We start from the raw sequence: 24,889 nt of genomic DNA, 5'->3' as shown, positions 1-24,889 counted from the left end.
TGTGCGAGGCACCGCCCGTATGGCGAGGACCCTGCACCGGCCGGTCGGCCGGTCACTCTCAGATGTGGCTCAGCGCCCAGCACGCCCAGACGATGGCCGCCACCGCCGTGACCACGGCCAGCGTGCCAAGGACGATCCCGGCCCGCGCCCGGATGCGACTGGCTCCTTCGACGCCGCGCACCCGCCGCAGGGCGATGCCTCCTGAGATGACTGCCCAGATCCCCAGGGGCAGGATGAAGTAGACGGGGACGTAGCGGAGCAGGTTCGGAACGAATTCCGGAAGCAGGGGGCAGCCGACGGCCGCGACAGCGGCGGTGCCCAGCATGAGGGACCAGGTTCCCGTCAGCTGCGGGAGAGCCTCTTCTGCGAACGGATCGATCTGGTGCACGGAACTCATGATCCGAAGGCTAGGCGGCGGACCCCGGGTTCCGCCTGGGTGCGGCTACCTAGCCGAGCATGAGTACGCCGGACGCGCGCCCACAGCCGAGCCCTTTACGTGCCCGTGCCGTCGCGGTTACCTGGAGGGCACAAGTGCGAGCCACGGGGGGGGCGGGCATGGCGGGCTGGCAGGGGGGATGGGCACGCGGGCTCTGGCGGACCGCAGTGGCGCTGGCCGTACCGCCACTGACCGCGGCGCTGGCGTTCGGGGTGGCCTGGGCGTCGGCGTACGGGTCGCTGGGCCGCTCGGGATTCTTCCTCGGCGGGCTGCTGCTCCCGCTGGTCCTGCTCGGCTGGCACGCCGCCGTGGCCGCGCGGCGCGGAGCCTCTCTCATCGCGCTGTCCGCCCTCCCTGCCGGCCTCGGCGCCGTCCTGGCACTCGTGTCCGTGGGGCACAGCGCGCTGGAGGACCGGGGCGTCGAGATCAGCTGCATCGTGCTGAAGGTCACCGAGCACACCAGGACGGAATCCTCCATGGACGCCGACGGCCACTGGACCTCCACGACCCGGACCTCCTACGACCACCGCCTGGACTGCCCCCCTGGCGGACCGGAGCACCTGGACATGCCCTCGCGGCTCGCGAAGGAGGGCGAGTTGCTGGCGGTGGTGCACGACCCGCAGGGCAAGGTCTCCCCGCGGGCTGCCGGGGACGTCCACGGCCGGGGCCTGCGCACCGCAGCCGAGGTGACGGTCGGGGCGGCGGTGCTCCTGGGGCTGGCCGGCGGAATCCGGGAGGCGTACGAGAAGCGGCGCCGGAGGCCGCGGCGGCCGAGAGGACGGTGAAACGCCCGCCCGAGAGCCGCACGGTCAGGCCGATGTGCTCGCCGAGGCTCCGTGCCGGACACTTTGGTATAGGAGTCAGCGCATCTCGCGCAGGCCCTGGTGAGGGTGTTCGGCGTGTATGAGGTCCCACTCTGGTTGTGGGGGGCGTTCGCCGCGACGGTGGTGGTGTCGCTGGCGGTGGATCTGCTGGCCCACCGCGACGTACACGTCATCGGCTTCAAGGAAGCGGCCTCTTGGAGCGCCCTGTGGGTGAGCCTTGCCCTGCTCTTCGGCGGGGTCGTGTTCCTCGTTCTCGGAACGACCGCCGGCACCGAGTACACGACGGCGTGGCTGCTGGAGAAGAGCCTGTCGGTCGACAACCTGTTCGTCTTCGCAGTGATCTTCGCCTACTTCAAGGTCCCCCGCGCCTATCAGCACCGCGTGCTGTTCTTCGGTGTCATCGGCGCCCTCGTCTTCCGCGGGATCTTCCTCTCCCTCGGCGTCGCCGTCGTCAGCCGCTTCACCGCCGTGCTCTTCGTCTTCGCGGCCGTCCTCTTCTACAGCACCTACAAACTCCTCAAGGACGACCAAGACAGCTTCGACCCCGGCAAGAGCTTCGCCGTGCGACTGCTCCGCAAGGTCATCCCGGTCCGGGACGAGTACGCCGGAGCCAAGTTCTTCGTGAAGGAAGCCGGCAAACGGGTGGCGACGCCCCTGCTCGCCGTGGTCGCCGCGATCGAGGCCGCCGACCTGATCTTCGCCGTCGACAGCGTCCCCGCCGTCCTCGCGGTCAGCGACGACGCCTTCGTCGTCTACACGAGCAACGCGTTCGCCATCCTCGGCCTGCGAGCCCTGTACTTCCTGCTCGCAGGGCTTCTCGACCGCTTCCACTACCTGAACAGGGGCCTGGCGATCATCCTCGCCTTCATCGGCGTCAAACTCATCCTCCAGGCATCCCACAAGCTCATCAGCCCCGACATCCCGGAAATCCCCTCGCCCGTGAGCCTGGCCGTCATCGTCGTCGTCCTGGCCGGATCCGTCGCGCTCAGCCTCAGGCGGCCCGCTCCCACCGGCTCACGGCAAACCGAAGCTCCCGGCGAGCCGCCCGCCGCGGACGGCCCTGAGCACCCCAGCTGACCCGCCTGATCGTGGCTGAGCAGATTTCTCCGACGAAGAGGTGCTGAACCCTTCCGAACCCGCCAGAACGGGCATATCGTAAAGAAATGGTCAAATTGAAGCGCGCGGTCGACACGTACACGTGCCAGACCTGCGAACAGTCCGTTCCGGCCAGAATCGGCCGCCACAAGACCCTGGGCGTATTCGTTCCCGTCTGGGGTCCGAGCCCGTGCCAAAACCCGCACTGCCCCGACTACCGGCTGGAGCCCAAGAGCAAGCGGCCCCCCGCGCACTAGCAAGATCGATCGGGCGCCCGCGGGCCGACGCGGTGGGCCGGGGCCGTCAACGAATCTCAAACAGCCCGTCGATGCGGCCTGCGCCTCAGACGACCTGTTGAACATGTTCAGTTCGTGTGCAAGGCTGGGCCACGTCGGCTGTTATGGGATCCGCGCCTGCCTTCGAGGGGTTTCATGTCCGTCCAGGTTCCGCCGCCCGGCCCGCCGCCACCGCCCGGATACACCATCCCCCTGCCCCCGCCTCCGCGGGAGGAGATCGGGGCGGTGAAGCTCATCGGCGGTTCCTGCGCCCTCTTTGCCGCTGCCATCGCGCTGCTCACATGGCTTCTGCTGATGGCGTGGTTCTACTGAGCCAGAACCCCGGATGAGCGCCGCACCGGCCGCCTTGGCGGCGTCGCAGCTCTTGTAGTGGGTGCTGCCGCCCCCGCCGGTGCCGAGGACCGGGTGACGGGCCCCAGCCCCAAGTCCGGCGTCACAGTGATGCGGTCCTGCTTCAGGCCGAGACAGGAGTAGGGGACAGTGCGGTGCGCAGCGCGAAGGCTCCGAGCAGGCCACCTGCCGTGAACCGCTGGATGCTCATCGCACGAGGACGGGCGGTCAGGAACCCTGACACCCGCGCTGCGCCCAACATGATCAGAGCGTTCACCGAGAGCCCCACGATGATCTGCACCCCACCGAGCTGGAGCAGTTGCCCCCAGGACGGACCTGCCTCCGGGTCCAGGAACTGGGGCAGGAGGGCGGCATACATGAGGGCGATTTTCGGGTTGAGCAGGTTCGTCAGCAGCCCCATCGAGAAGAGGCGGGCGTCAGACACGGGAGGCAGGTCATGCGCAGGGGCGAAGGGCGAACGGCCGCCGGGCTTGAGCATGCCCCATGCGAGGTAGGCCAGATAGGCGGCCCCGGCGAGCTTGACCACCGTGAACGCCAACGGCACGGCAGCGAACAGCGCCGACAGGCCGGCAGCCGCAGCCAGCAGATAGCACACGAACCCGACGGCGGTCCCACTGAGGCTGATCAGGCCCGCCCTACGGCCTTGGGTGATCGCGCGAGAGGCGAGGTGAATCATGTTCGGTCCCGGAGTCAGGGCCATGCCCAGTTCGACCAGCGCCACCCCCGCGACTGCGCTCAGAGTGATCACCGGGCAACCTCCTGGTCATTCGTCAGCACCTGATACGAACCGGGCCGCCCACCTGCAACGGACGGCTACGCCGTATCAACAGCAACTGGTCTCGCCGTCTGCAGAATACGGCCTCGCTGTTCGCTCTCCCCCACGCACCCCCATTGCCCCGTTCCTCGCCCGCCGACGACATCCAGTGGTGCGACCGCAGTTGAAGCCGGCCGGGAGGGAAGAGCGGTCCCCAGGACGCATCTCAGTCGAGGCATCCGCGCTCAACGAGAAAGGCCCCGGCCTCCGTGAAGGAGGCGGGGCCTTGATCGAGCGCTGGGCAGGCCTTGCACCTGCATCCCCCCACAGGAAGTGGGGTGTCTTTCCTTGGACCACCAACGCGAGACCCGGCAACCGCAGATCACGGCGACGAGCTCAAGATCCACTATACAACGCGCCGAAGACGAGACGAATCGAGTGCCCGATGACGTGGCTCACGCCGTCGAACGTCCCCACGCTCCTGCTCCCTTGGCCGCACCAGAGGTGTCTCAGGAACCAGCTGTCTCGGTGATCAGGGCCACCGCCTCGTCGAGCTTGCCGGCCTCCTCTGGGCTGAGCGTCGGATTTGCGGCCCGCCGCCTCCTGGCCTCCGCAAGGTGCATCCGTATCTCTTCGATGCCGCCGAGATGCCGTAGCAGCGAGGAGAGCAGACCGGTTGCGGCAGGCATGGCGAGGGCAGTCTCCGCCAGGATCAGCGCGGCCATCGCCGAGTCCAGACCGGGTGGACCCTCCGCTGCCGTGGCCCAGTCGATCACCATCGGTCCCTGTGGTGTCAACATCACGTTCTCGGGATGGAAGTCCAGGTGCAGGACCCGATGCCCCGGGTCAGCGGAGATGCGTGCCGGGATCTCGTGCAGACGACGCAGCAGCTCCGCCAGCATCTCCCCCGCCTGCTCGGCGGTGATCGCGCCGTTGATCAGGGCGTCCACCATCGTCGTTCCGGACAGCCGCTGCATCACCAGCTCGCCTGCGGCCGTCCCCGGCCAGACAGCAGGAACCGGGAACCCGTGCTCCGCCAGGTACGCCATTACGGCGACCTCGACCGTGGTGTCATCACCACCCCGATAGCGCCGTAGCACCCGCCCGTCGTCCAGCGCGAACACATCCGCTGTCCGACCGGCCCCCACCAACTCGCCGATCTTCATGCCGAGGAACCAAGTTGGAGCAGCCCGGTTGACGCTAGATCAGCGCTCTGGCGAGCTCCGTCACACCGCGTGCTGGAGGTCGAGGATGCCGTCGGTCGTGGGACTGCTGGAACAGCGTGAGCTCACCGCTCGCCGACGTGTCGACGATCTACGGGAGGAGGCCGACCGCCTCCAGGCGGAGCTGGCCATGGCTGAGCGGGAGCGGAACGAGTGGGTCATCGCCCGCTCACGCGTCGGCGAGGTACTGCCCCCGGGCCAACCGCCCCCGCCACGTCCTACTTCTCCTCCGGCTCCCAGGCGCGGAGCAGGTCGAGCAGCCCTGCGTCGCCGTCCACGCGCAAGGACTCGGCCTGGATGCGGTCGTACAGGTAGAGGACCAGCTCACTGGCCGTGCCGTGGACGGAGGCGCCGGCTGCGTCCGACTCCTCGCCGGTCGCGGCGGTGGGCGCGGGGATGCGGGTGATGCGTGCGCCGTCGCCGTCGACGGTGAGGCGCCAGGAGAGGCCCTCGGTGGCGTGGAAGTCGAAGGCCGTGGGCTTGTGCGGCCAGGCACTCGGCGTTGCGCAGACGGTGAACAGGAACTCCTCCACACCGTCGAGTGCCAGCTCGACCGGCAGCGGCGTCGGGGCGCCCCAGGCGAGCTGGGCGTCGTAGGTGTGCACCGCGGTCTCCTGGACCCGGTGCCGGGCGACACCGCCGGCGGTCTGCGGTGACTGCGACGCGGGCCACCACGTCCAGCAACCGCTCTCCGGCCCCGCCGCGCGCAGGGCGCCCAGCAGAAGCTGCGTCGACGCGTCCAGCCAGGCCAGCAGGGCCTCACGCTCCTGCGGCACTTCCAGCGCGGCGCGCGCGGCGACGGCCTCGGCGGGGGGAGCGTCGGCAGACCCCGCGTCGACGATGGCGGCCCAGAAACGGTCTCCCCCACCCAGGTGCTTCACCAGATCGGACAGCGTCCACCCGGGGCAGGTCGGCACCTGCGCGTCGAGACCGGGCGCGGCGGCGACCACGGCGCGGAAGGCGGTCGACCGTTCATCGATCAGTCGCAACAGGTCAGGGAACTCAAGATTCTTTTCCACGCCGGATGTCTATCACCGTGCTCCGATGATCGGACAGCGATTTTCACAGTCGCCGCCGGTCGGCCAGTGCGGACGTCCTCGCCTCCCACCGCCCGGGGGCAAGCTGCGCACTGCTGCGAGGACGCTGGGGGGTGGCGGTACGCCAGGCGTCGTGCCTGTCGGTGCTCCGTCCGTTGAACGGGGCCGTCCAGGAGGGCTCCGACGCTGCGATCACAGCAGTTCGCCTGCTTCAGGTCCTGCGTGCTCGAACGCGGTGCGGCAGCGTTCAACCTGGTCGGTCACCTGCTCCATGAACCACCGCATGATCTCGTACGGCACGACGTACTCATCGTGGCTGTGGATGTGGACGGTCGGTTCCAGATTCGGGTCCTCGTCCGGGACGAGCGCCCTCAAGACTGCAGGGCCGGGGAAGTGGGTCACCGCGGCGTCGGGGTTCTGGGCCCCCCTGGCCGACGCAGGCACGGCCTCGCTCAGCTCCACAGACCAGGCATCGTCAGGCAAGGCGTAGTGGAACAGGACGGCGTAGTGACGGCCCGCATGTTCTCGCAGCTCCCACGGCATGCTCGGAGACTGCCACAGTCTCGGTGTCGGAGTCTCGCGGATATTGCGCTCACACCTGAGCAGGACCGCCGGCCAGCTGAAGCTCCCCTCCACCCTCGGTGACGGGGCGTTCCGTTCTGGCCGACGAGGCCCCCGGAGTTCCCTCCGCCGGGCGTCTCGACGACGTGGGTGTGCGCGGGTGAGCCCCGATCAGCGGCGGCCAGTGGCGAGGATGACGAGGAACTGGCCGCCACCGGCCTGGATGTCAGCGGTCACCGGCAGCCCCGGTACCAGGCGGGAGAACCGGTCCACCAGCCAATCCGCTGCCTCTTGGGCGTCTTTCCTGGTCGGACAGCGGCCCACCATCTCGCGGCCGCCCTTGCGCTCCAGCCTGTCGGCAACGGCGATCAGCGGCGCGGGTTCGACTACGTACAGGTGCTCCGGCCAGGCGATGACCACCTTGACCGCGCCCTTGCGGGTATTGCACCCGCGGTGCGCGAGCCGCTCGGCCACCTTGGCCTTCCGGTCGGTGGTGCGGCTGTCGACACTGGGCCCCCGCGGGTCGTTCACCGACTCGTCGGGGTCGACCGGTTCGTCACACACCCAGCAGCGCCAGCCGTCGCGCTCGGCCACATCATCAAGGAGACTCATCCCAGCAACCTAGCCTGCCCGGCCGTCACCGGCGCACCAGGGGCCCGACAGCGGCTCCAGGTCCTGCCGCGGCGCGGCCGGATCATCAAGAGGTGCACGAAAACGTCCCGTCCTGGGGCAGAGGGCGGGAACGGCAACGGCCCGCTGATCAGCACCGCCCTCGTGGCCGATCGCCCGCACCGGAACCGGCTCGGCCGGCCGCACAGTCGCACATCGTGACCTGCGGAGATGCCGCTGGTGCCGGACGAGTGGCGCGATTCTTGCCGACTGGCCACAAGGGGTATCGTCGTCCGGTCACAGACGGCAATGGGATCGTCTGTTCAACCCAGGGGAACCGACATGACTGATCTGAACTCGCTGCGGGCAAGCCTTGCATCAGGTGAGCACGAGTTCGCCGACACCTTGGCCTTCGTCACCGCGCATTACGAGTACCAGCCGCAGGCGTTCCGCAACGGAGAACTCGAAAATGCCGCAGGTGAGAACGAGGGTTCCTGCAAGACGCTGGGACTGGCCCTGCTCGAAGGACTGAGCGACCAGGAGGCACTCCTGGCATTCGGTGAGCACTATCGCAAGGTGCTGGCGACGCCGAACGACACCGATCACGGCAACATTCGCAACCTCGTCGCCCATGGCCTTGAAGGGGTGACCTTCGCCGGGCAGCCGCTGTCCCGCAAGGGCTGAGCAGCGAGATCCGAGGCACGTCGGCCGAGCATCCGACCCTCCTCGCGGGCAGAAGCCGCCCGTCCGCGGCTCTCGTCCCCTTGTGCCCCAGCGGACCGTCCGGGGAGCCCGTCCGCTCCTCGCCGGGATCCAGGGCCGTGCGTAGTGGGGAACCCCGTTGAGACCGCGGTGCCGTGAGCGTCGAAGCCGTATGTGAAGCTCCGTGCATGACGTGGAGCAGCGGAACCCCCTCGTGGCAGGACGTAGTAGAGGCATTGCGGGAGGCCTCGGGCACCGAGGAGAGCGTATGCCTGGGTTCAGGGGTGAACGACGAGGAGATGGACGGCTGGGGTGTTCCGGTGCCCGAGCCGATCCGGGCGATCTGCCGCCTGGTCGGAGCGCTGCACGTGGGCGACCACGGTGAGTTCGGGGCCCCGTACCGCTCCCAGGCCGTCACGGGTGGGGTCGCCTGGCGGTGCGGCGAGCCGGGCTCGTTCCGCATCGTCCACACCAACGCATGCGCGGAGACCTACTACGTGGACGTCGATCCCGCGACGGGCGCTTGGGGTCCGGTGTTCAAGTTCTGGGAGAACCACGGTGCCGAGCTGGTCGCGCCGTCGCTCCAGCACTGGCTTGTGACCGTGGCCGGGCTGGTGACGTACGCCGCGAGGGACGCCGAACACTTCGGCGGCTTCTCCACCGCGTTCCTCAACTGGTTCACCGGAGACTTCGCCGACGCCGGCGACGAGTTCCCCGAAGACTCGCCGGAGGCTGTGGCGCGCGCTGCCGGGCCCGCGAGCGCGAGGCCCATCACCGTCGAGGAAGCGCGTGCCTCAGGTGATCCGGCGCTCGCAGACCTCGGCACCCGGCTGCCCGAGGGTGCGCTCCTGGCCGACCTTCGCGGGGCCACCGGGCCTACGGGGGTTCCGTTCGGCCGCCATCCGAGGTGGCCCGGAGGCACTCCCGTCTACGGGCGCTTCCACGGCGGCACCATCCTCACGGCCACCAGCAGGACCTGACCCCCCACCGGGCAAGGGGACGCCCTGGCCCTCCGCCAGGGTCCACGGCCGGGCAGGCCACCTGCGTGGCCCGACACCGAGCCGTGGACCCTTCCGGGATGGCGGTTCGCGACTCGGCCGAGCCCGAGCTCCTTGGTCAGTCCCGCAGCCGGGCTCGATTCGTCCTGGCTGTCCGGCGCTTGACGGCACGCCGTTCCTCTTCGGTCAGGCCACCGCACACGCCCATGTCCTGGCCACCGTCCAGGGCCCATGCCAGACAGGCGTCCAGGACCGGGCAACGGCGGCACACCGCCTTCGCCTCCTCGGCCTGCAGCAGGGCGGGGCCACCGGTGCCGATGGGGAAGAACAGGTCCGGGTCTTCCCACCGGCAAGCAGCCTCGTGACGCCAGTCCATGTCGTGCCTCCATTCGAGTCGCCGGATGCTTCTCCACCCACCTGACCGGGATCTGCACCTGTATGCAACAGAGGGGCAATCACTTGCCCCGCTCTTCAACCAGGTACGGGGAGGGGTGTCCCCCAGGCTCGGTGCCGGGCCCGCCGCGCGGGAGGAACAGCGCAACGACGGCCGTCTGCAGGCCGTCCGGATCAGCCGCGGCGGGTCTTGCGCCAGCCGAAGGGGCCGGGCAGGTCCATCGAGGTGGTGCGTCGTCCGGTGCTGCTGTGGGTGCGTCGGGGCCCGTACTTCCCGCCGCCGGTGGTGATCGACCACGACTTGCGGTTGATGTTGAGCCGGACGCCGGGCAGGATCCTGAAGCTCTTGCGGAATGTCAGCGGCATGACGTCTCACTTCCTCAGTACGCAGGGGCACGGTAGCGGCCCGACTGTTGCTGCGTTCAGGCCAGTTGGGTTTCGTCTGTCCAACGCCACCGGTTCCATGCGCCCGCCGTCGGCTCCGACGACGGCCAGGCACGCTTCACCGCTTTCCGGTGGCGGTGGTTCGGCCGCCCGGGGCAGGAACCGTGTCCCGGAGCCGATGCGCGCGTTGCACAGGGCACGGCAATGTCCCCCGGCGAGGCGTGCACCTCCGCCCGGGGACAGGGCCCGCGTTCTGCCCGCAGGGCAGAACCACCTCCATCCCCACCGCAGTTCGAGGAGCGCAACACATCATGTCCGGCGCCGCCGGCGTCGCCGCCGCCGACGCCGGAGCCCACGGCGTGGCCGCGGGCTCCCCGGGTGTCCTCTCGGGCAACCTGATCCAGGTTCCGGTCCACGTCCCGGTCAACGTCTGCGGCAACACCGTCAACGTCATCGGCCTGCTCAACCCGGCCTTCGGCAACACCTGCGTCAACGCCTGACCTGACACACCCGGCGCAGCCTCACGGCCCTCCCACCAGTGGGCCGCGTAGGTCCCCACGACGCCCCGTGGCCTCGGTCCTCCGAGGTCACGGGGCGTCCGTGCTCCGGACGGGGACGGCTCGGCCCGTTTCCGCCGTGAACGTCACCTCTGCTCGGCGAGCAGCGCCTCCAACTCCGTGTCCTCGAAGGAGTCGCCGTAGGTCTTGTGGACGAGGGGCTCCGAGTCCTGACGAGCCAACTCCGGCACGTACTGCCAGGGCTCGCTGTCCCGTTCGAGGTCGCCGTCGGAATGCTGTACCCAGACCACCGGCGTCGCCCAGGGTAGGCCGGGCGACCGACAGTGGCACGGCCGTATGGGCTGGGATCGGCCCCCGCGGGCGGGACTCGGCTCCGGAAGTGCTTGCTGTCCTCCGGGCGTCGATCATGGCGGAAGGGAATCCTCCACAGGAACTCCGCCGCCGTCAATTCACGCAAGGGGCAAGGGACTTCCGGGTGGTGCGGTGATTTTCGTTCTATTAGCGCATTCGGATTACTCATGATCGTCCGCGAGTTTTTCCGTGCTTATGATTCCCGCGCTATGACAAAAGACCAGAATTCCCGATCGTTACGTGAATCAGCTGATGTGGTCGTTCTCGGCGCCGGTCCGGCCGGCCTGGTGCTCGGCAACCTCCTGGTGGCCGCCGGGATCGACTGCGTCGTCCTCGAACGCGCCACCCGTTCCCACGTCCAGACCCGGGCCCGGGCCGGTTTCCTCGCGCCGAACACCGTACGGGTCCTGGAGCGCCATGGCCTTGCCGACGGGCTGCACCGCGGCGGACGGGCCCACGGCACGTGCGAGTTCCGCACGGGGGACGGCCGTTTCCGCCTCGACTACGGCGCCCTCGGCCGGGGCGAGCAGCACACCGTCTACCCGCAGCAGAACCTGGTGACCGACCTCCTGACGCACTACCTCGACGCCGGCGGGCGGATCCTCTTCAGCATGGAGGCGCTGGCCGTCCACGACACCGACGGCGCCAGGCCGTACGTCACCACCCGCGAGCCGGACGGCCGTCCCACCCGTTGGGACGCCCGGTACGTCGCGGGATGCGACGGCCGGCAGGGCGCGGCCCGGCGCTCCCTGCCGCCCTCCGCGGTACGCCACCACCACGACCACGGTGTGAGCTGGCTCGGCCTGCTGGCCGAAGCCCCGCCCAGCCTCGACGCCGTCGGCTACGCCGTCCACGAGCGCGGCTTCGCCGGCCACATGGCCCGTAGCCCGCAGGTCACGCGCTACTACCTCCAGTGCTCGCGCGGTTTCGCGGCCGACGCCTGGTCCGAGGAGCGCATCTGGGACGAGCTGGACCTGCGGATGGGGGCCGTCGAGCACGGCCCGCTGCGCAGGGGGCCGATCGTCGAGCGCGGCGTCGTCGACCTGGCGTGCGACGTGGTCGAACCGCTGCGCCACGGATCGCTCCTGCTCGCCGGTGACGCCGCGAGCCTGACCGCCCCGGCCGCCGCGAAGGGAGCGAACCTCGCCGTCCTGGAGGCGGAGGCGCTGGCCAAGGCCCTGGCCGAGGCCCTCGCCCGGGGCGACGAGGCAGCCCTCGACCGCTACTCGGAGCAGTGCCTGGCACACATCTGGCGTGCGCAGGAGTTCACCCAGTGGATGACCGGGCTGCTGCACGCGATTCCCGGCCAGGACCCCTCGGGCGGATCGTTCTTTCACGCCTCTCTCCGGCGTGCGCGCCTCGACTCCCTGCGCACGTCCCGCGCGCACCAGGACTGGTTCGCCGAGAACTACGTCGGCGTGTGAAACAACTCCTGCTCCCCCGGTGACACCCCCTCCCAGCTCCGTCCCGGCTCACCCCTGCCCTGCTCCGTGAGGACACCCCTGCGATGACGACGACCCTCCCCGACGGACCGCCCCTCCCCGCCACTGCTCTTCCCGCCACTGCGCTTCCCGGCGAAACGATGCTTCTCGACGACACGGCCCGCCTGCGCGCCGCAGCGGCCTTCGTACGGGGACACGACAGCGCCTCCCTGCTGCCCCTGCTGCTGCCCGGCCTGCGCGGGCCGGAACTGCAGTCGCTGGCCGCGCACTGCCGGTTCGCCCACGCCGGTCTGCTGCTGTTCCCGGAAGATCCGCAGCACCTGCGCAGCCAGCTCGCCGACTGTGGGCTGGCCCCCGACACCCCCTCCCACCCCAGCGTCGTCGTACGGCAACGGCTCGCCCGGCGCCACCGCCGCGACGCGGCCGATCTCGACGTACGGATCCTGCGCCCCCACGTCCACGGCGTGGACGGGGAGCGCCGCGCGGTCGAGGTGTTCGCCCTCGCCGTGCCCGCCCTTTCGGACCTGGGACCGGTCGCCGCGCACGAACGTGCCCGCGGCCACGAGGCCCATCTGGCCTTCGAGCTGCAGCACCCCGACCCTCTGGTGCTGCGCGGCCTGTGCGCGGTGCTCGCCCGCCATGGCGCCCGCCCCGACGGCGGCGGGTACAACCCGCACGAGGACGGCACCGTCCTGTACTTCACCGCCCCCGCGGACGCGACCTGCGGCTACCGGCGGCTGGAGCTCTACGCCCACGGCGACCACCGCGACGCCCTGGCCGACCACCTCGGCGAGGGCCCCGGCGAGGATCCCGGCACGAGGCGACCCGCCGAAACGCTCCTCCACCTCCTCACCGGAGCGTGGACCACACAGGCCCTCGCCGCGTTCGCCCGGCTGCGCCTGCCCGAGTCCATGGACACGAACGGCACCGGCATCGGGGAACTCGCCCGACGCACCGCCACCCACCCCGGCAGCCTCGCCACCCTCCTGCGCTACCTCGTGATGCTCGGCGTCGTGGCCGAGGACGACCAGGAGCAGGACCTCTTCAGGCTCACGCCCCTCGGCCGTCTGCTCCGCGCGGACACCGCGGACACCATGCGCCCGCTGGCCCTGATGTACGGGGGCCCCTTCTACGGCTCCTTCGCCGCCCTCGACCACACCGTACGGACCGGGCAGCCGGCCTTCGACCACCTCTTCGGCGAGAACCACTTCGACCACTTCGCGCGCGACCCCGACCTCGCCGACCTCTTCGACCGGTCCATGGCGGCGAGCTCCCGCATGTTCCAGCCGCTCCCCGCACACCCGGTGATCACCGCGGCGGCCGGGGCACCCGCCCCCAGGACCGTGGTCGACGTGGCCGGCGGGAACGGAGAGCTGCTCGGGCGGATCCTCACCGCCCACCCGCAGCTGCGCGGCACGCTCCTGGAGCGCCCCCACGCCGTGGAGGCCGCCCGCCGATCGCTCGACGCCATGGGCTGCGGCCCCCGCTGCGACTACCGCAGTGGTGACTTCGCCGACCTGCCCCACGGCGGCGACGTCTACATCCTTTCCCGGGTGCTGCACGACTGGGACGACGACCGGTGCACCGAGATCCTGCGCCACTGCGCCCGTGCGATGCCTGCCCACGCGGACCTGCTGATCGTCGAACGGCTCCTCCCCACCGACGGTTCCCGCTCGCTCGCCACGGCCTGGGACCTCCACATGATGTGCAACGTCGGCGGCCGCGAGCGCCGTGCCGAGCACTACGCCCGGCTCCTGGCCGACGCCGGACTGGAGCTCCTCGACTGCTCTGCCCTGCCCTTGGAGGCCCACGTACTGCATGCCCGCAAGGCGCCGTAAGGGCGGGCTGCGGCGCTCTGCCCGCGTGGGGCATCATGGCTGGGTCTCCGGCGGAGGGGACAGGAGGCAGGAGGGCTTCTCATGGTGCAGTGGCGGCCGCTGAGTTCCGGTGCCAGTCCCGTACCGCAGCCTGCTGCTGCCCCTTCGGTCTGGGCCGTCGCGGGCGTGTCGGCACTCGTCCTGGTCACGGCCCTGAACTACCTCAACGGCCAGGGCGACCCCACGGTCGATCTGCTGGTGCTGGCCGGCCTGGCCGCCGTGCTGAGCACGGGGGCGCGTCTCGTCGCGGCGCCGGGGACCGCCCTGGTCTGCTGGCTGATCCTCAACGGATTCGCCACGCCGCCCATGGGTGAGCTGACTTGGGCGGCGGGCTACGACCTGGGCCGGTTCGGCTGCCTCCTGGTGGCAGCGGTCACCGGAACCGCCATCGGTCGCCTCGCCGCCGCGCGCGCCGCCTACCGCAGCCTGCGCCCGTACGACTCCAACGGCGCCTGAGGACCGTCAGCCTTCCGGCCCGCCGCGTCCGGTCCGACGGCCCCCGGCCTGATGACCGGATATCCCACCCGCCGTCCGCAACTTGCGGCAATCTGCAATTGTGGCGGTCAGCGCGGCAGATGCCCGAAAGCCGCCCGACGCCAGATGGGGCCGACGACGCCGTGCCAGGACGTGCCAGCAATGCGAAGGACAACCAAGAGACCCCCGAGGTCAGCACTCCCCTCTACCAGCTGAAAGCGGAGTTCTTCAAAACCCTCGGCCACCCGGTGCGCATCCGCGTCCTGGAACTCCTCAGCCAGCGCGAGCACGCCGTCTCCGAACTGCTCGCCGAAGTCGGTGTGGAAGCCGCAGCCCTGTCCCAGCAACTGGCCGTGCTCCGCAAGGCGAACCTCGTCCACACGCGGCGCGAAGGCGTCAGCGTCCACTACCGCCTCGCCAGCGACGAAGTCGCCGAACTCCTGCGTGTGGCCCGCAGCATCCTGACCGGCGTCCTGCAGGGCCAGGCCAATCTGCTGGCCGATCTGACCGCCCGCCGTCCCCGATGACTCGCGCCCGCCTCACGTGAGAGGTCAGGCGGTCTCCGCCCCCGGATCACGCCAGCTCCTGCCCGGAGTTGCCGAATCCTCCACGGGCGCCCCGGGCAGTGGGTAGCGTCGCGGTGACAGCGCGCACCACGTGGTGCGCCCTCATCCAACGCACCGGAAGGCGTCATCATGGCCAACGTGGAAACCGCCCTCAAGGAGATCATGACCAGCATCGAGGGCGCCCTCGGAGCCGCAGTGGTCGACTACAGCAGCGGAATGGCCCTCGGATCCACCGGTGGCGGACGGGACCTCGACCTCTCCGTCGCCGCGGCAGGCAACACGGACGTCATCCGTGCCAAGGTCCGCACCATGGAACACCTCGGACTCCAGGACACCATCGAGGACGTCCTGATCACCCTGGGCAGCCAGTACCACCTGATCCTCTTGTGCACCGGGCACGGAAAGAACGCCCTGTTCCTCTACCTCGTCCTCGACAAGGGCAATGCCAACCTGGCCATGGCCCGTCACCAGCTCCGCCGTATCGAAGCCGATCTCGAAGTCTGACGACAGCCCCTTCTTTCACGTCCAAGAGTTGCAATTTTTCGCAACTATCGACATCGACATGTCTGGCAGTCTGCAAACCCGCGAGGGCCTACCCACCGCAGCTCGGTCGTCCGGACCGTCGACAGCGCTGCCCGCGCCCTGACTCCGGGCCGGGCAGCGTCCTGGCACGACCCGGACCGGCCCCGAGTGCCGGGGCCGGTCCGGGTTGGGGTGCGGACGTCAGTTGGTGAAGACCTGGACGATGCGGTCACCGGCCACGGCAACGCCGGTCTTGGTGAAGTTGCAGTTCTTGATGTTGCCGGCGTGGCCGGTGCTTTCCAGCCAGCCGTCGACGTGCACCTTCGCGTCGCCGGAGCCCCAGGCGATGTTCTCGGCGGACGCGCTGAACGTCGCCCCGGCCTTCTTCAGCCGGTCCTCGACGCTCGACCCGTCGCTGCCCGTGTGGGAGGTGGTCGTGTCGTTGGCGTACTCCTGGGCCGCCGCAGTCAGCTTCGGGTCGACCGTCAGCGGCTGGCAGCCGGCCGCCGTACGGGCCTCGTTGACGAGTTGGAGGACGTTGCCAGGGTCGGTCTGGAGCGGAAGCACCGCGCGCGTGCCCGCCGTCGCGGGGGCGGCACCGGCCGTTGCGGCGCCGACGGCGCCCGTGAACACCAGCAGAGACGAAGCGCACGCCACGGTGCACCCACGCCGTATTCGGGCTGATCGGGAAGCCATGGAATCACCTTCCTCTTCGAGCAGAAGCGGCGGACGCGCCGCCGCCGGATCCCCACCCCCGCCGATTGTCCGTCCCCTCGCACCCACCCGCATCTCCCCACCACAAAACCCCAGGTGAGCCCGGCTGACACGACCCTCGGAGGTCAAGCCTGGGGGCGGCGCCCGCTGCCGATGCCCTGGCGGTCGGGCGTCAGGGCGTCGGCACGGCGCAGAGGATCCGTGAAGGTTCGCCGGACGGCTTCGTCGAGGAGGGTGAGCTCTGCGCGGATGGCCGGCAGCCGCTCGGCGGACTGGGTTCGGAGCAGGTCCTCCAGCAGGGCGCGCAGCCGTCTGCACACCTGGAGGGAGGTCGCTCCGTACTCGCGGATCTCGGTGACCGCGAGCTGGAGGTAGTCGTCCCAGCCGCGGCCGGGCACCACCAGGCGGGGGCGGCCGTGGCGGTCGGCGAGCACGTACCGGCTGCGGAGCGGGACCCGGCCGATCGCGTGCAGGAAGGTGTCGATGTGGTTGAGCACCTGTACGGCGGTGGTGGGGTCGTTGACGGCCGGTGAGAGGGCCCGGATGGCGATGTCGACGAGGATGCGCAGGGCGAAGGCCGGGTCCTGTTCGATGGTGCGCTCGGCTCCCAGGGCAATGAGTCCCCCCGTTCGGCGGGGGTCTGGGCCCTGTTGGGCGCCGTGCACCTCCACGAGCGTGGTGCCGGGGGGTACGAAGTCCCCGACGTGGTGAGCCAGGACGAGGACACAGTCGTGGCGGACGGCGGCCTTGACCAGTCCTGCCGCGTCGAAGGCTTGGAGGACTCCGCCCCGTTCGGTGCGGATGCCGTCCGCCGGTCCGGCGGGCGGCACCGGGGCCCCGTCGGGGGCCGCGGCGCGGCGGATGTGTTCCGTTCCGTGGAGCATCACCTTTTCGCCCAGGCGTCCCACGATGTCGGCGATGGCCACGGGGCGCAGGTTGTGGGTGAATCGGTTGAGGTAGATGAGCAGGAGCAGGAGGCTGACCGCCACGGCCACGCCGGACAGGGTCACCCCCAGATCGGGGACGGAGTCCGCCTCGATCCTGCGCAGCAGGGAGAAGGCGTAGGCGAAGGTGCCCGTGAAGGTGGCCAGGACGGCCTTCTGCAGCCGGTCGCGGTACCACAGGCGCATGTAGCGGGGCGACAGCGTGCCCGTGGCCTGCTGGATGACGAGTACCCCGATGGTCACGACGAAGCCCAGAAGCGCGACCATGGCGCCGACGACGGAGCTGAGCACGTTGCTGGCCGTGGTCGCGGAGTAGCGCCAGTCCCCCGGCAGGAAGCCTGCTCCGTCCACGGCGGCGGCCCATTCGGCGCACGCAGCGCCCAGCAGCAGTCCGACCAGGGGAACGATCCACAGGCTTGCTTTGGCGTACTGCCGCAGCCGAAAGCGCGCCGACCAGGACATCATCATCGGCTCCCCGGATTCGGCGGTGCGTGGGCAGCGGCCTGGCCGTCCAGTTCGTTGCCTTTTCATGCTAGATCCGCTTGCCGGTGCCCGCAGCGCCGCACTGCTCGGCAGGCCCGCTGGGAGTCCCGCGCTTACGCTGATCGGGTGGGGTCGGAAGGGGTCTTCCATGGCTGAATATCCGCTGATCGAGAACCACGGTCTGATCGGTGATCTGCAGACTGCGGCACTGGTGACCACGGATGGGACGATCGACTGGTTCTGCTGTCCTCGTTTCGATTCCCCGAGCGTGTTCGGCGCTCTCCTCGACTGGGAGAAGGGTGGGCACTTCTCGGTCCGGCCTTCGGCGGACACGTACACCACGAAGCAGTTGTACCTGCCTGACACGGCAGTTCTGGTGACGCGTTTCATGACGGAGTCCGGTGCCGGTGAGGTCGTGGACTTCATGCCGGTCACCGGGGGGACGGCCACGGACCGGCACAGCCTGGTCCGCATGCTTCGTTGTGTCCGCGGCAGCATGACGTTCCAGATCGGGATCGCCCCGCGATTCGACTACGGGCGCAAGCCCCACACTTTGCGGACCACGGAGCACGGCGCCGTGTTCTCCTCGGACGGCCTGGAACTGGCGTTGAGCGTGGTGCGCGAGCCTGAGGACGAACGGCTGGTGCACACGCTGACCGGTGACCACGACCTGCGGGTGGAGGTCGCTCTCAAGGCGGGGCAGCAGCGGGGTCTGGTGCTCACGTCGGCCGCCGGGGAGCCGCCGCGCGAGATCCGCGTGGCGGAATTTCAGCAGCTGTTCGACCAGACCCGGGACTACTGGCGGTCGTGGCTGCGGCAGTCCCGGTACACGGGTCGGTGGCGGGAGATGGTCGAGCGGTCCGCCATCACGCTGAAGTTGATGACGTACGCACCCACCGGTGCCCTGGTGGCGGCGCCCACGGCCGGCCTGCCGGAGCAGGTGGGCGGGGAGCGGAACTGGGACTACCGCTTCACCTGGATCCGTGACGCGTCCTTCTCCGTGTACGCCTTGCTGGGGCTCGGGTTCAAGGAGGAGGCGAGGGCGTTCATCAACTGGCTGGGCGACCGGGTGACGGAGAAGGCCGGGGAGAACACCGACACGGGTCCGCTGAACATCATGTACCGGGTGGACGGTTCCTCCGACCTGTACGAGGAGGTACTGGAGCACTGGGAGGGGTACCAGGGGTCCGCGCCGGTTCGGATCGGCAACGGGGCCGCTACGCAGCTGCAGTTGGACATCTACGGAGAGGCGCTGGACAGCGTCTCGTTCGCCCATCAGCACGGCATCCACCTGGGTGTGCAGGGCTGGTCGTCGCTGTGCACACAGCTCGACTGGCTCGTGGACCACTGGGACCAGCCGGACGAGGGCCTGTGGGAGACCCGTGGGGGGCGTCAGGACTTCACCTACGGCCGCGTGATGTCGTGGGTCGCGTTCGACCGCGCGCTGCGGCTGGCGGTCGCCCACGGCCGGCCGGCGCAGAGCGGGCGCTGGACCGCCGAGCGTGACCGGATCTACGAGCAGATCCTGGCCAAGGGGTGGGAACCGGAACGTGGGGCGTTCGTCCAGCACTACGGGAGCGGTGTGCTCGACTCGTCGCTGCTGCGGATGCCGACGGTCGGGTTCATCACGCCGGACGACCCCATGTGGAGGTCGACCCTGGACGCGATGGACCGCGAGCTGGTCACGGACAGCCTGGTCTACCGCTACAACCCGGAGGCTTCCCCGGACGGGCTGCGGGGTTCGGAGGGAACGTTCTCCTTGTGCACCTTCATGTACGTCGACGCGTTGGCGCGGGCCGGGCGGGCCGATCAGGCCAGGCTCGTGCTGGAGAAGATGATGACGTACGCCAATCACCTCGGCCTGTTCTCCGAGGAGATCGCTCTGACCGGGCGCCAGCTGGGCAACTTCCCGCAGGCGTTCACCCATCTGGCGCTCATCGATGCGGCCATCACCCTGGACGACACCTTGAACCGGATCCAGCAGGGGGCCATCTAGCCGGGGGCGGAGGACAGCAGTACGACGAGGTCGCCCGGCTGCGGGATGACGGGCTGAGTCGCGTCGACGGGTTCGAGGCGGCCGTCGACGCGGACCACGAACAGTGTTTCGTGTCCCGCCGGCAGGGGGTCGGAGGCGGGCTGGACCACGAAGCGGGCGCCCTGTGCGTAGCGGTCCGCCAGAACGTGGCGCAGGAGTGCGCCGCCGAACAGCACGGCGCCTCCGGTGTAGGGGGCTACGGCGCCGTGGCTCTCGTGCGGCGGTCCCACCCGGTAGACGGGCCCTTCGACGTTGTCCTCGACGAGGACCGAGGCGAGTGCATTGAAGTCGTCGTCGTCGGTGAGGAGGAAGACGGCGTTGACCCCTTCGATCCGCGCTCGGGGGTTGGTGGCCGTCGCCAGCAGGTCTCCTCTGGCCAGCTTGATGCCGGCCTCCTCGATGTGTGCGCGTTCTTCTTTCTGCCCTGCCCACATCTGTACCTCTAGTCCCGCCGACCGCAGGGCCCTGCCGAGTGCGATGGTCCAGGGTGCGCCGCCCACCAGGAGGGGCTGGGTGCGGTTGGGCCGGGCGACGCGGAGCAGGCGCGCGACGGGGCCGGCGGTCAGGGCGTAGAGCACGACCGTGGAGACGATCACCAGGAAGGTGATGGGGAGGATCTTGGACGCTCCGGGGAGTCCCAGCTGGACGAGGGGTGCGGCGAAGGCTGCCGCGGTCGAGGCGGCGACGATGCCGCGGGGGGCCATCCATCCCGCGAAGGCGCGTTCCCCCCTGGTCATGTCCTTGCCGATGGTGGCGACGAAGGCCACGAGGGGCCGTACGACGAGGACGAGGACGGCGACGAGGACGAGGGTGGGGAGGAGGACGGGAGTCAGTGAGGCCGGTGCGACGCTGGAGGAGATGGAGATGAACAGCAGTCCGATGATCAGTTGGACCAGCGTCTCGAAGAAGGGCCTGCGCGCGGGCATGTCGAAGCCCCGGATGTTGGCGGCAGCCATACCGGTGACGATGGCTGCGATGAGTCCGGTGTCGTCGCGGACGATGTCGCACACGGCGGAGACGGCGATGACCGTGGCGAGTTGGGCGAGCGTTCCGAGTGCCTCGCCGAGCCGCAGCACGTGCAGGGTCAGCCACAGGAGAGCGACTCCGACGGCTCCGCCGGCGAGGCCGACCGCCAGGCTGATGATGAACTGGCCCAGCTGGTAGCCGCGGCCGATGTCGATCTGGTGGGTGGTGGCGATGGCGTGGAAGACGAGTGCACCGAGGATGGCGCCGATCGGGTCGGTCAGCGTTCCTTCCCAGATCAGCAGGCGCCTGACCTTGTCCGTGGGCCGTACGTACTGGAGCAGGGGCCCCACGACCGTGGGCCCGGAGACGACGAGGATCATGCCCACCATCGCGGCGACCCTGAGCGACATGCTGAACAGGGCCGGGCCGATGGCGCAGACGGCCAGGAAGGTGAAGGCCACGCCGAAGAGCAGCAGTCTGCCCACGATGGCTCGGGTGTCGCCGGTGAGGTTGCGCAGGTCCAGGCCGAGTCCGGCGTCGTAGAGGATCACCGCCACGGACAGGGAGACCAGGGCGGAGAATTCCTCCCCGATCAGCTGGTCGGGATGGATGATGTCGGTGAGGGCCCCCGCCGCGAAGCCGACCGGCAGGAGGAGGATCAGCGCGGGGACGCGGAGCTTGCCGGCGAGGATCTGACAGATGGTTGCCAGGGCAACGATCAGGGCGATGCCCAGGAGGATGTCGTCCTCGCTCACAACTGTTCCGTGTCCTTCCTCGCCCGGTGGGCGCGGTGGGTGGCTCGTCGGGGTGACGGGCGGGGCCGTGGGGCCGGCGCCGGGGCGGCGGGCGGCCCGCTAGGTCGGCCTAGGGGGTGTCAGCCGGGTCGGGGGGCGTGGGACCGGTGTGCCGCAGGTCGGAGTCGGTGAGGGGTTCCAGCTCGCCGTGGGTGTCCAGCCAGTAGAGGAGGAAGACGGCCGGTGCGACGAGGAGCAGGGCGACGAGGCTGACCACCGCCAGCCACACCAGGGTCTGGGGGTCTCCTGCGGCTTGTTCGAGGGTCAGGGACGTGGGGATGAGGTACGGGCGCTGGGCGAGTCCCCAGGCAAGGACCGCCGCGCCGACCGTGCCCGCACACGTGAAGCGGGCCCAGTGTGCTCTTCCCCGCAGGACGAGCAGTGCTGTGGCGGCGAAGAGCACCCCGCAGACGACGGCGAGGGCGAGGCCCGCGCCGTGGGTGAGTCCGTGCCAGACATGGGGTGCTTCTCCGCGGGCGACGAGGAGTACGCCTGCTGCCGTCAGGGCCACGGCGAGGAGAGCGGCGAGGGATCGGAGCCGGAAGTATCCGACGAGGTCGGGTGCATCGAAGCGGACGGCGTCGGCGGTCAGGAACACGGCGCCCAGCAGTGCGGTCGTGGCGACGGTGAGGAGCCCGAACGTGAGCGGGGCGGCACCGGCCCAGGCGTCGGCCGACGCCTGGGTGCCGGGTGCGATCCTGCCCGAGGCGATCGCTCCGACGGCCGCCCCGAGGAAGAACGGGGTGAGCAGGGAGGCGATGGCGAACACGGCGCCGTACAGGCGGCGTCGGGCCAGCCGGCGGCTGGGTTTGCGCAGGGCGAAGCCCGCACCGCGCAGGACCATGCCGAGGGTGGCCAGGGCGAGCGGGAGCCACAGCGCGGTGAACACCGTCTGGAACAGCACGGGGAATCCGGTCCACATCAGGATGAGGACGAAGATCAGCCAGACGTTGTTGACCTCCCAGACGGGGGCCATGGCGTGGTCGATCAGCCATCTGGGGCGTCTGCCGCGCTCGGCTCCGCCGGCGGTCAGGTCCCAGAAGCCCGCCCCGTAGTCGGTTCCGCCGGCGCAGGCGTAGGCGGCCACGGCCAGGAGCAGTACGAAGGCGATGAGGCCGGCCATCAGGTGCCACCGGTCCCGGTCGAGGAGGGCCCGCCGTCGTGCGGGGGGCGGGGGTCGCCGGCCGGTACGGGCGGGCGCGGGCCGTAAGGCGTGACGGCCTCCGGTGCCTCGCCCGGCCCTTCGGCCGCCGAGCCGTCGGTCTCGCGCCAGCGGTCACGCATCCTCAGCAGGACCATGAGGAACGCCCCGAAGACGCAGACGTACACGACGATCACCAGGGCGAACATGATCCACAGCGTGCTGGAGCGCGTCGACGTCACGGCCTCGGCGACGCGCATGTTCTGGTAGACGATCCACGGCTGGCGGCTCACCTCGGTGGTGATCCAGCCGCACTCCACGGCGATGACGGAGCCGACGCCGGCGCATGCGGCGCTGCGGTAGAACCATGGGGAGCGGGGCAGCCGCCGGTGGCGCAGCCAGACGACGCCGTACCACAGGACGAGCAGGATCAGTACGCTCCCGATGCCGACCATGATGTCGAAGGCCCAGTGGGCGATCGTGGCCTGCGTGGCGTTGGGCCGGTCGCTCGCGGGCACGGAGGACAGTCCCGTCACCACGGTGTCCGGGCTGAACCCGGCCAGGATGGAGTCGAGCTGGGGGATCTTGATGCCGCCGGACACCGATCCGTCCGGGTGGAGCCGGCCGAACAGGTACTCCGGGACGTGGCTGTCGGTCTCCCAGACGATCTCGATGGCCGCGAACTTCACCGGCTGCTTCTGGAAGACCGACCGGGCGATCGAGTCGCCGAGCACGAGCTGCACGGGGGTGGCCACGGCGGCGAGGGTGAAGGGGACCGTGAAGCCGAGCCGGTGGTAGCGGTCCCGGCGGCCGCGCAGCCATCCGACGGCGTAGACGCCGGCCACGACGAAGCCCGCGGTCATCAGCATCGCCACCACGAAGTGCCAGTACTGGGGCCCGAGCATCGGGGTGAAGAGGGCCTTCCAGACGTTCACGTCGACCGGGTTGCCCTGCGCGTCGAGCGTGAACCCGCGGGGGGTGTTCATCCACGAGTTGGCGGCCAGGATGCCGAACGTCCCGAGCAGTGCGACGGCCGGCAGGGGCAAGCCGAGGAGGAAGTGGGTGCGCGGCTTGAGTCGGCGCCAGCCGTAGAGGTAGATGGCGATGAGTACCGCTTCGAGGAAGAACGCCCATGCCTCGATGCCGAAGCCGATGCCGAAGACGTCGCCCCATCGGCCCATCAGCCCCGGCCACAGCAGGCCGAATTCGAACGAGAGCACGGTGCCGGTGACGACCCCGATGGCGAACTGCACGGCCATCACGGCCGACCAGCGCCGTGCGAGCAGCAGGGCCGTGGCATCGTTGCGGCGCAGGCCGAGGTAGTGCATCACGAGGGTGATGAGCGGCAGCGCCACTCCCATCGGCACCAGGATGATGTGGGAGGCGAGGGTGAACGCCATGAGTTCCCTGGCCGGGAGCAGTTGGGAGGGTGCGTCTGCTGCCAGCAGATGGACCGCGGTGTCCATACGTTCCTTTGTCGCTCGAGATGACGTCGGACAGGGCTCAGCCGCCGGTGGCGAACCCGGGGAAGAGGGTCATTCCGCCGTCCACGTAGAGCGTCGTGCCCACGACGTAGTCCATGAGGTCGGAGGCCAGCGCGACGGCTGCGTGGGCAATGTCCTCGGGCTCGCCGATGCGCTCGTAGGGGATGAGCCTGAGCAGGTCCTTCCGCGCTTCCGGGGTCTCCCAGGCGCTCTGGTTGATCGGTGTCTTGATGGCTCCCGGAGCGATCGCGTTCACGCGGATCTTCTTGGGTGCGAGTTCCTGGGCCAGGGTCGCCATCAGCATCTGCACGCCTCCCTTGGAGGAGGCGTAGTTCGCGTGCCCCGCCCAGGGAATGATCTGGTGGACGGAACTCATGCAAATGATCTTTCCGGCCGCGCGGGACACCTCCGGGACGACGCCGCGCCGCAGGAACTCCTTCGTTGCCTCGCGCGCGCAGAGGAACTGACCCGTGAGGTTGACGTCCAGTACCTTCTGCCACTGGGCGAGCGTCATGTCCTCGAACGCCGCGTCGCGCTGGAGACCGGCGTTGGCCACGAGGATGTCGATCGTGCCGAACTCCTGGACCATCCGGTCCATCATCGCCACGACCTGGTCCTCCTGGGACACGTCCGCCTCGTACGCGGCGGCGCGCACGCCGAACGAGGCGATCTCCTCGACCACCTCCTGCGCGGCGTCCGCGCCGCTCACATAGTTCACGACCACATCGGCGCCGGCCCGGCCGAGGCCGATGGCCGTGGCCTTGCCGATTCCGCTGTTGGCACCGGTGACCAGTGCCTTCTGGCCCTTGAGCAGGCTGGCGGGGATCACTCCCTGCGGTGCGCCCTCGGTGGAAATCACGGTCGACTGCCTCCTCGACTGCCCGATCCGGTCCGCCGGACCGCGGCCCGACAGGG

26 protein-coding genes and 1 pseudogene are annotated in these 24,889 nt (G+C 69.8%); 12 read left to right on the top strand and 15 right to left on the bottom strand.

The window, feature by feature from the left end:
- Nucleotides 1–58: 58 nt before the first annotated feature.
- A complete protein-coding gene (locus IO30_RS0113595) occupies nt 59–397 on the bottom strand; it encodes a hypothetical protein (protein ID WP_237403270.1) in 339 nt (112 codons plus the stop codon).
- Between the two features lie 134 nt (nt 398–531).
- Here IO30_RS0113595 and IO30_RS41890 point away from each other — a divergent pair, with 134 nt between their 5' ends.
- The 3 genes from IO30_RS41890 to IO30_RS45365 all read left to right on the top strand — a co-directional run bounded on the left by IO30_RS41890 (nt 532) and on the right by IO30_RS45365 (nt 2,963).
- Entirely contained in the window at nt 532–1,221 is a 690-nt protein-coding gene (locus tag IO30_RS41890; protein ID WP_157853235.1) for a hypothetical protein, read from the top strand.
- A gap of 114 nt (nt 1,222–1,335) precedes the next feature.
- Entirely contained in the window at nt 1,336–2,337 is a 1,002-nt protein-coding gene (locus IO30_RS0113585; protein WP_031142682.1) for a TerC family protein, read from the top strand.
- Nucleotides 2,338–2,786: 449 nt separating this feature from the next.
- Complete coding sequence (locus tag IO30_RS45365) at nt 2,787–2,963, top strand: hypothetical protein (RefSeq protein ID WP_157853233.1); 177 nt, start codon at nt 2,787–2,789, stop codon at nt 2,961–2,963.
- A gap of 142 nt (nt 2,964–3,105) precedes the next feature.
- Here IO30_RS45365 and IO30_RS0113575 read toward each other — a convergent pair whose 3' ends face one another.
- From IO30_RS0113575 to IO30_RS0113555, 5 genes are all read right to left on the bottom strand, one after another.
- On the bottom strand, nt 3,106–3,750 hold the full coding sequence (locus IO30_RS0113575; protein ID WP_031142680.1) for a LysE family translocator: 645 nt from the start codon (nt 3,748–3,750) through the stop codon (nt 3,106–3,108).
- A 515-nt stretch (nt 3,751–4,265) separates the two neighbouring features.
- Nucleotides 4,266–4,922, bottom strand: coding sequence for an aminoglycoside phosphotransferase family protein (locus IO30_RS0113570; protein WP_031142678.1), 657 nt, complete (start codon nt 4,920–4,922; stop codon nt 4,266–4,268).
- Between the two features lie 275 nt (nt 4,923–5,197).
- On the bottom strand, nt 5,198–5,998 hold the full coding sequence (locus IO30_RS0113565; protein ID WP_031142676.1) for a maleylpyruvate isomerase family mycothiol-dependent enzyme: 801 nt from the start codon (nt 5,996–5,998) through the stop codon (nt 5,198–5,200).
- Nucleotides 5,999–6,208: 210 nt separating this feature from the next.
- Nucleotides 6,209–6,559, bottom strand: a complete 351-nt coding sequence (locus IO30_RS0113560; RefSeq protein ID WP_031142674.1) for a hypothetical protein — start codon at nt 6,557–6,559, stop codon at nt 6,209–6,211.
- A 189-nt stretch (nt 6,560–6,748) separates the two neighbouring features.
- On the bottom strand, nt 6,749–7,189 hold the full coding sequence (locus IO30_RS0113555; protein ID WP_031142672.1) for a hypothetical protein: 441 nt from the start codon (nt 7,187–7,189) through the stop codon (nt 6,749–6,751).
- A gap of 339 nt (nt 7,190–7,528) precedes the next feature.
- On the opposite strand from IO30_RS0113555, the gene IO30_RS0113550 reads away from it, so the two are divergent.
- A complete protein-coding gene (locus tag IO30_RS0113550; protein WP_031142670.1) occupies nt 7,529–7,870 on the top strand; it encodes a HopJ type III effector protein in 342 nt (113 codons plus the stop codon).
- Between the two features lie 206 nt (nt 7,871–8,076).
- On the top strand, nt 8,077–8,868 hold the full coding sequence (locus IO30_RS0113545) for a hypothetical protein (protein WP_157853231.1): 792 nt from the start codon (nt 8,077–8,079) through the stop codon (nt 8,866–8,868).
- Nucleotides 8,869–9,004: 136 nt separating this feature from the next.
- Here the strand turns inward: IO30_RS0113545 and IO30_RS0113540 are convergent, their stop codons facing one another.
- On the bottom strand, nt 9,005–9,262 hold the full coding sequence (locus IO30_RS0113540; protein WP_031142666.1) for a WhiB family transcriptional regulator: 258 nt from the start codon (nt 9,260–9,262) through the stop codon (nt 9,005–9,007).
- Between the two features lie 191 nt (nt 9,263–9,453).
- Nucleotides 9,454–9,645 (bottom strand): DUF4236 domain-containing protein, encoded by a 192-nt coding sequence (locus IO30_RS0113535; RefSeq protein ID WP_031142664.1) that lies wholly within the window; start codon nt 9,643–9,645, stop codon nt 9,454–9,456.
- 329 nt (nt 9,646–9,974) lie between these two features.
- On the opposite strand from IO30_RS0113535, the gene IO30_RS0113530 reads away from it, so the two are divergent.
- Nucleotides 9,975–10,163 (top strand): chaplin, encoded by a 189-nt coding sequence (locus IO30_RS0113530; protein WP_051902218.1) that lies wholly within the window; start codon nt 9,975–9,977, stop codon nt 10,161–10,163.
- Between the two features lie 149 nt (nt 10,164–10,312).
- Here the strand turns inward: IO30_RS0113530 and IO30_RS43375 are convergent.
- A pseudogene (locus IO30_RS43375) lies at nt 10,313–10,474 on the bottom strand (isochorismatase family protein); the annotation flags it as partial.
- Nucleotides 10,475–10,786: 312 nt separating this feature from the next.
- Here IO30_RS43375 and IO30_RS0113520 point away from each other — a divergent pair.
- The 5 genes from IO30_RS0113520 (at nt 10,787) to IO30_RS0113500 (ending at nt 15,395) form a co-directional block, all read left to right on the top strand.
- The gene (locus tag IO30_RS0113520; protein ID WP_031142660.1) at nt 10,787–11,956 is read left to right on the top strand and encodes a 4-hydroxybenzoate 3-monooxygenase; all 1,170 of its coding nucleotides are present in this window, start codon (nt 10,787–10,789) and stop codon (nt 11,954–11,956) included.
- An 83-nt stretch (nt 11,957–12,039) separates the two neighbouring features.
- On the top strand, nt 12,040–13,812 hold the full coding sequence (locus IO30_RS0113515) for a methyltransferase (RefSeq protein WP_078904670.1): 1,773 nt from the start codon (nt 12,040–12,042) through the stop codon (nt 13,810–13,812).
- A gap of 81 nt (nt 13,813–13,893) precedes the next feature.
- Entirely contained in the window at nt 13,894–14,307 is a 414-nt protein-coding gene (locus tag IO30_RS0113510) for a hypothetical protein (RefSeq protein ID WP_031142656.1), read from the top strand.
- 161 nt (nt 14,308–14,468) lie between these two features.
- Complete coding sequence (locus IO30_RS0113505) at nt 14,469–14,852, top strand: ArsR/SmtB family transcription factor (RefSeq protein ID WP_037893968.1); 384 nt, start codon at nt 14,469–14,471, stop codon at nt 14,850–14,852.
- Between the two features lie 168 nt (nt 14,853–15,020).
- Entirely contained in the window at nt 15,021–15,395 is a 375-nt protein-coding gene (locus tag IO30_RS0113500; protein ID WP_031142653.1) for a roadblock/LC7 domain-containing protein, read from the top strand.
- A 219-nt stretch (nt 15,396–15,614) separates the two neighbouring features.
- Here IO30_RS0113500 and IO30_RS40410 read toward each other — a convergent pair whose 3' ends face one another.
- Nucleotides 15,615–16,046 (bottom strand): CAP domain-containing protein, encoded by a 432-nt coding sequence (locus IO30_RS40410; RefSeq protein WP_051859225.1) that lies wholly within the window; start codon nt 16,044–16,046, stop codon nt 15,615–15,617.
- A 206-nt stretch (nt 16,047–16,252) separates the two neighbouring features.
- Entirely contained in the window at nt 16,253–17,536 is a 1,284-nt protein-coding gene (locus IO30_RS0113490) for a DUF2254 domain-containing protein (protein WP_031142649.1), read from the bottom strand.
- Between the two features lie 166 nt (nt 17,537–17,702).
- Between IO30_RS0113490 and IO30_RS0113485 the strand changes: the two genes are divergently transcribed.
- Entirely contained in the window at nt 17,703–19,550 is a 1,848-nt protein-coding gene (locus IO30_RS0113485; RefSeq protein WP_031142647.1) for a glycoside hydrolase family 15 protein, read from the top strand.
- Here the strand turns inward: IO30_RS0113485 and IO30_RS0113480 are convergent.
- The 4 genes from IO30_RS0113480 to IO30_RS0113465 form a co-directional block, all read right to left on the bottom strand.
- Nucleotides 19,547–21,310 carry a cation:proton antiporter gene (locus tag IO30_RS0113480; protein WP_031142645.1) on the bottom strand — a complete coding sequence of 588 codons (1,764 nt, stop codon included), beginning with the start codon at nt 21,308–21,310 and terminating at the stop codon, nt 19,547–19,549. The two genes, IO30_RS0113485 and IO30_RS0113480, sit on opposite strands and share 4 nt — an antisense overlap.
- A gap of 109 nt (nt 21,311–21,419) precedes the next feature.
- Nucleotides 21,420–22,472, bottom strand: coding sequence for a cytochrome d ubiquinol oxidase subunit II (locus IO30_RS0113475; protein WP_051902216.1), 1,053 nt, complete (start codon nt 22,470–22,472; stop codon nt 21,420–21,422).
- On the bottom strand, nt 22,472–23,956 hold the full coding sequence (locus tag IO30_RS0113470; RefSeq protein ID WP_031142642.1) for a cytochrome ubiquinol oxidase subunit I: 1,485 nt from the start codon (nt 23,954–23,956) through the stop codon (nt 22,472–22,474). Before IO30_RS0113470 ends, IO30_RS0113475 begins: the two co-directional genes overlap by 1 nt.
- Nucleotides 23,957–23,993: 37 nt before the next feature.
- Nucleotides 23,994–24,788 carry an SDR family oxidoreductase gene (locus tag IO30_RS0113465; protein ID WP_051859264.1) on the bottom strand — a complete coding sequence of 265 codons (795 nt, stop codon included), beginning with the start codon at nt 24,786–24,788 and terminating at the stop codon, nt 23,994–23,996.
- Nucleotides 24,789–24,889: the final 101 nt, after the last annotated feature.

Source organism: Streptomyces xanthophaeus (assembly GCF_000725805.1).
GTDB classification, from domain to species: Bacteria; Actinomycetota; Actinomycetes; order Streptomycetales; family Streptomycetaceae; genus Streptomyces; species Streptomyces xanthophaeus.
The sequence above is the reverse complement of the archived record's forward strand: the minus strand, read 5'-3'. Positions and strand labels throughout refer to the sequence as shown.

What these genes read in the sequence shown, in the direction of transcription:
- IO30_RS45365 (WP_157853233.1), top strand. Translation starts at nt 2,787, where the DNA reads ATGTCCGTCCAGGTTCCGCCGCCCGGCCCGCCGCCACCGCCCGGATAC.
- IO30_RS0113595 (WP_237403270.1), bottom strand. Translation starts at nt 397, where the DNA reads ATGAGTTCCGTGCACCAGATCGATCCGTTCGCAGAAGAGGCTCTCCCG.
- IO30_RS0113540 (WP_031142666.1), bottom strand. Translation starts at nt 9,262, where the DNA reads ATGGACTGGCGTCACGAGGCTGCTTGCCGGTGGGAAGACCCGGACCTG.
- IO30_RS0113570 (WP_031142678.1), bottom strand. Translation starts at nt 4,922, where the DNA reads ATGAAGATCGGCGAGTTGGTGGGGGCCGGTCGGACAGCGGATGTGTTC.
- IO30_RS0113475 (WP_051902216.1), bottom strand. Translation starts at nt 22,472, where the DNA reads ATGGCCGGCCTCATCGCCTTCGTACTGCTCCTGGCCGTGGCCGCCTAC.
- IO30_RS0113555 (WP_031142672.1), bottom strand. Translation starts at nt 7,189, where the DNA reads ATGAGTCTCCTTGATGATGTGGCCGAGCGCGACGGCTGGCGCTGCTGG.
- IO30_RS0113485 (WP_031142647.1), top strand. Translation starts at nt 17,703, where the DNA reads ATGGCTGAATATCCGCTGATCGAGAACCACGGTCTGATCGGTGATCTG.
- IO30_RS0113510 (WP_031142656.1), top strand. Translation starts at nt 13,894, where the DNA reads ATGGTGCAGTGGCGGCCGCTGAGTTCCGGTGCCAGTCCCGTACCGCAG.
- IO30_RS0113490 (WP_031142649.1), bottom strand. Translation starts at nt 17,536, where the DNA reads ATGATGTCCTGGTCGGCGCGCTTTCGGCTGCGGCAGTACGCCAAAGCA.
- IO30_RS0113545 (WP_157853231.1), top strand. Translation starts at nt 8,077, where the DNA reads ATGACGTGGAGCAGCGGAACCCCCTCGTGGCAGGACGTAGTAGAGGCA.
- IO30_RS0113500 (WP_031142653.1), top strand. Translation starts at nt 15,021, where the DNA reads ATGGCCAACGTGGAAACCGCCCTCAAGGAGATCATGACCAGCATCGAG.
- IO30_RS0113515 (WP_078904670.1), top strand. Translation starts at nt 12,040, where the DNA reads ATGACGACGACCCTCCCCGACGGACCGCCCCTCCCCGCCACTGCTCTT.
- IO30_RS0113550 (WP_031142670.1), top strand. Translation starts at nt 7,529, where the DNA reads ATGACTGATCTGAACTCGCTGCGGGCAAGCCTTGCATCAGGTGAGCAC.
- IO30_RS0113530 (WP_051902218.1), top strand. Translation starts at nt 9,975, where the DNA reads ATGTCCGGCGCCGCCGGCGTCGCCGCCGCCGACGCCGGAGCCCACGGC.
- IO30_RS0113535 (WP_031142664.1), bottom strand. Translation starts at nt 9,645, where the DNA reads ATGCCGCTGACATTCCGCAAGAGCTTCAGGATCCTGCCCGGCGTCCGG.
- IO30_RS0113560 (WP_031142674.1), bottom strand. Translation starts at nt 6,559, where the DNA reads ATGCCGTGGGAGCTGCGAGAACATGCGGGCCGTCACTACGCCGTCCTG.
- IO30_RS0113470 (WP_031142642.1), bottom strand. Translation starts at nt 23,956, where the DNA reads ATGGACACCGCGGTCCATCTGCTGGCAGCAGACGCACCCTCCCAACTG.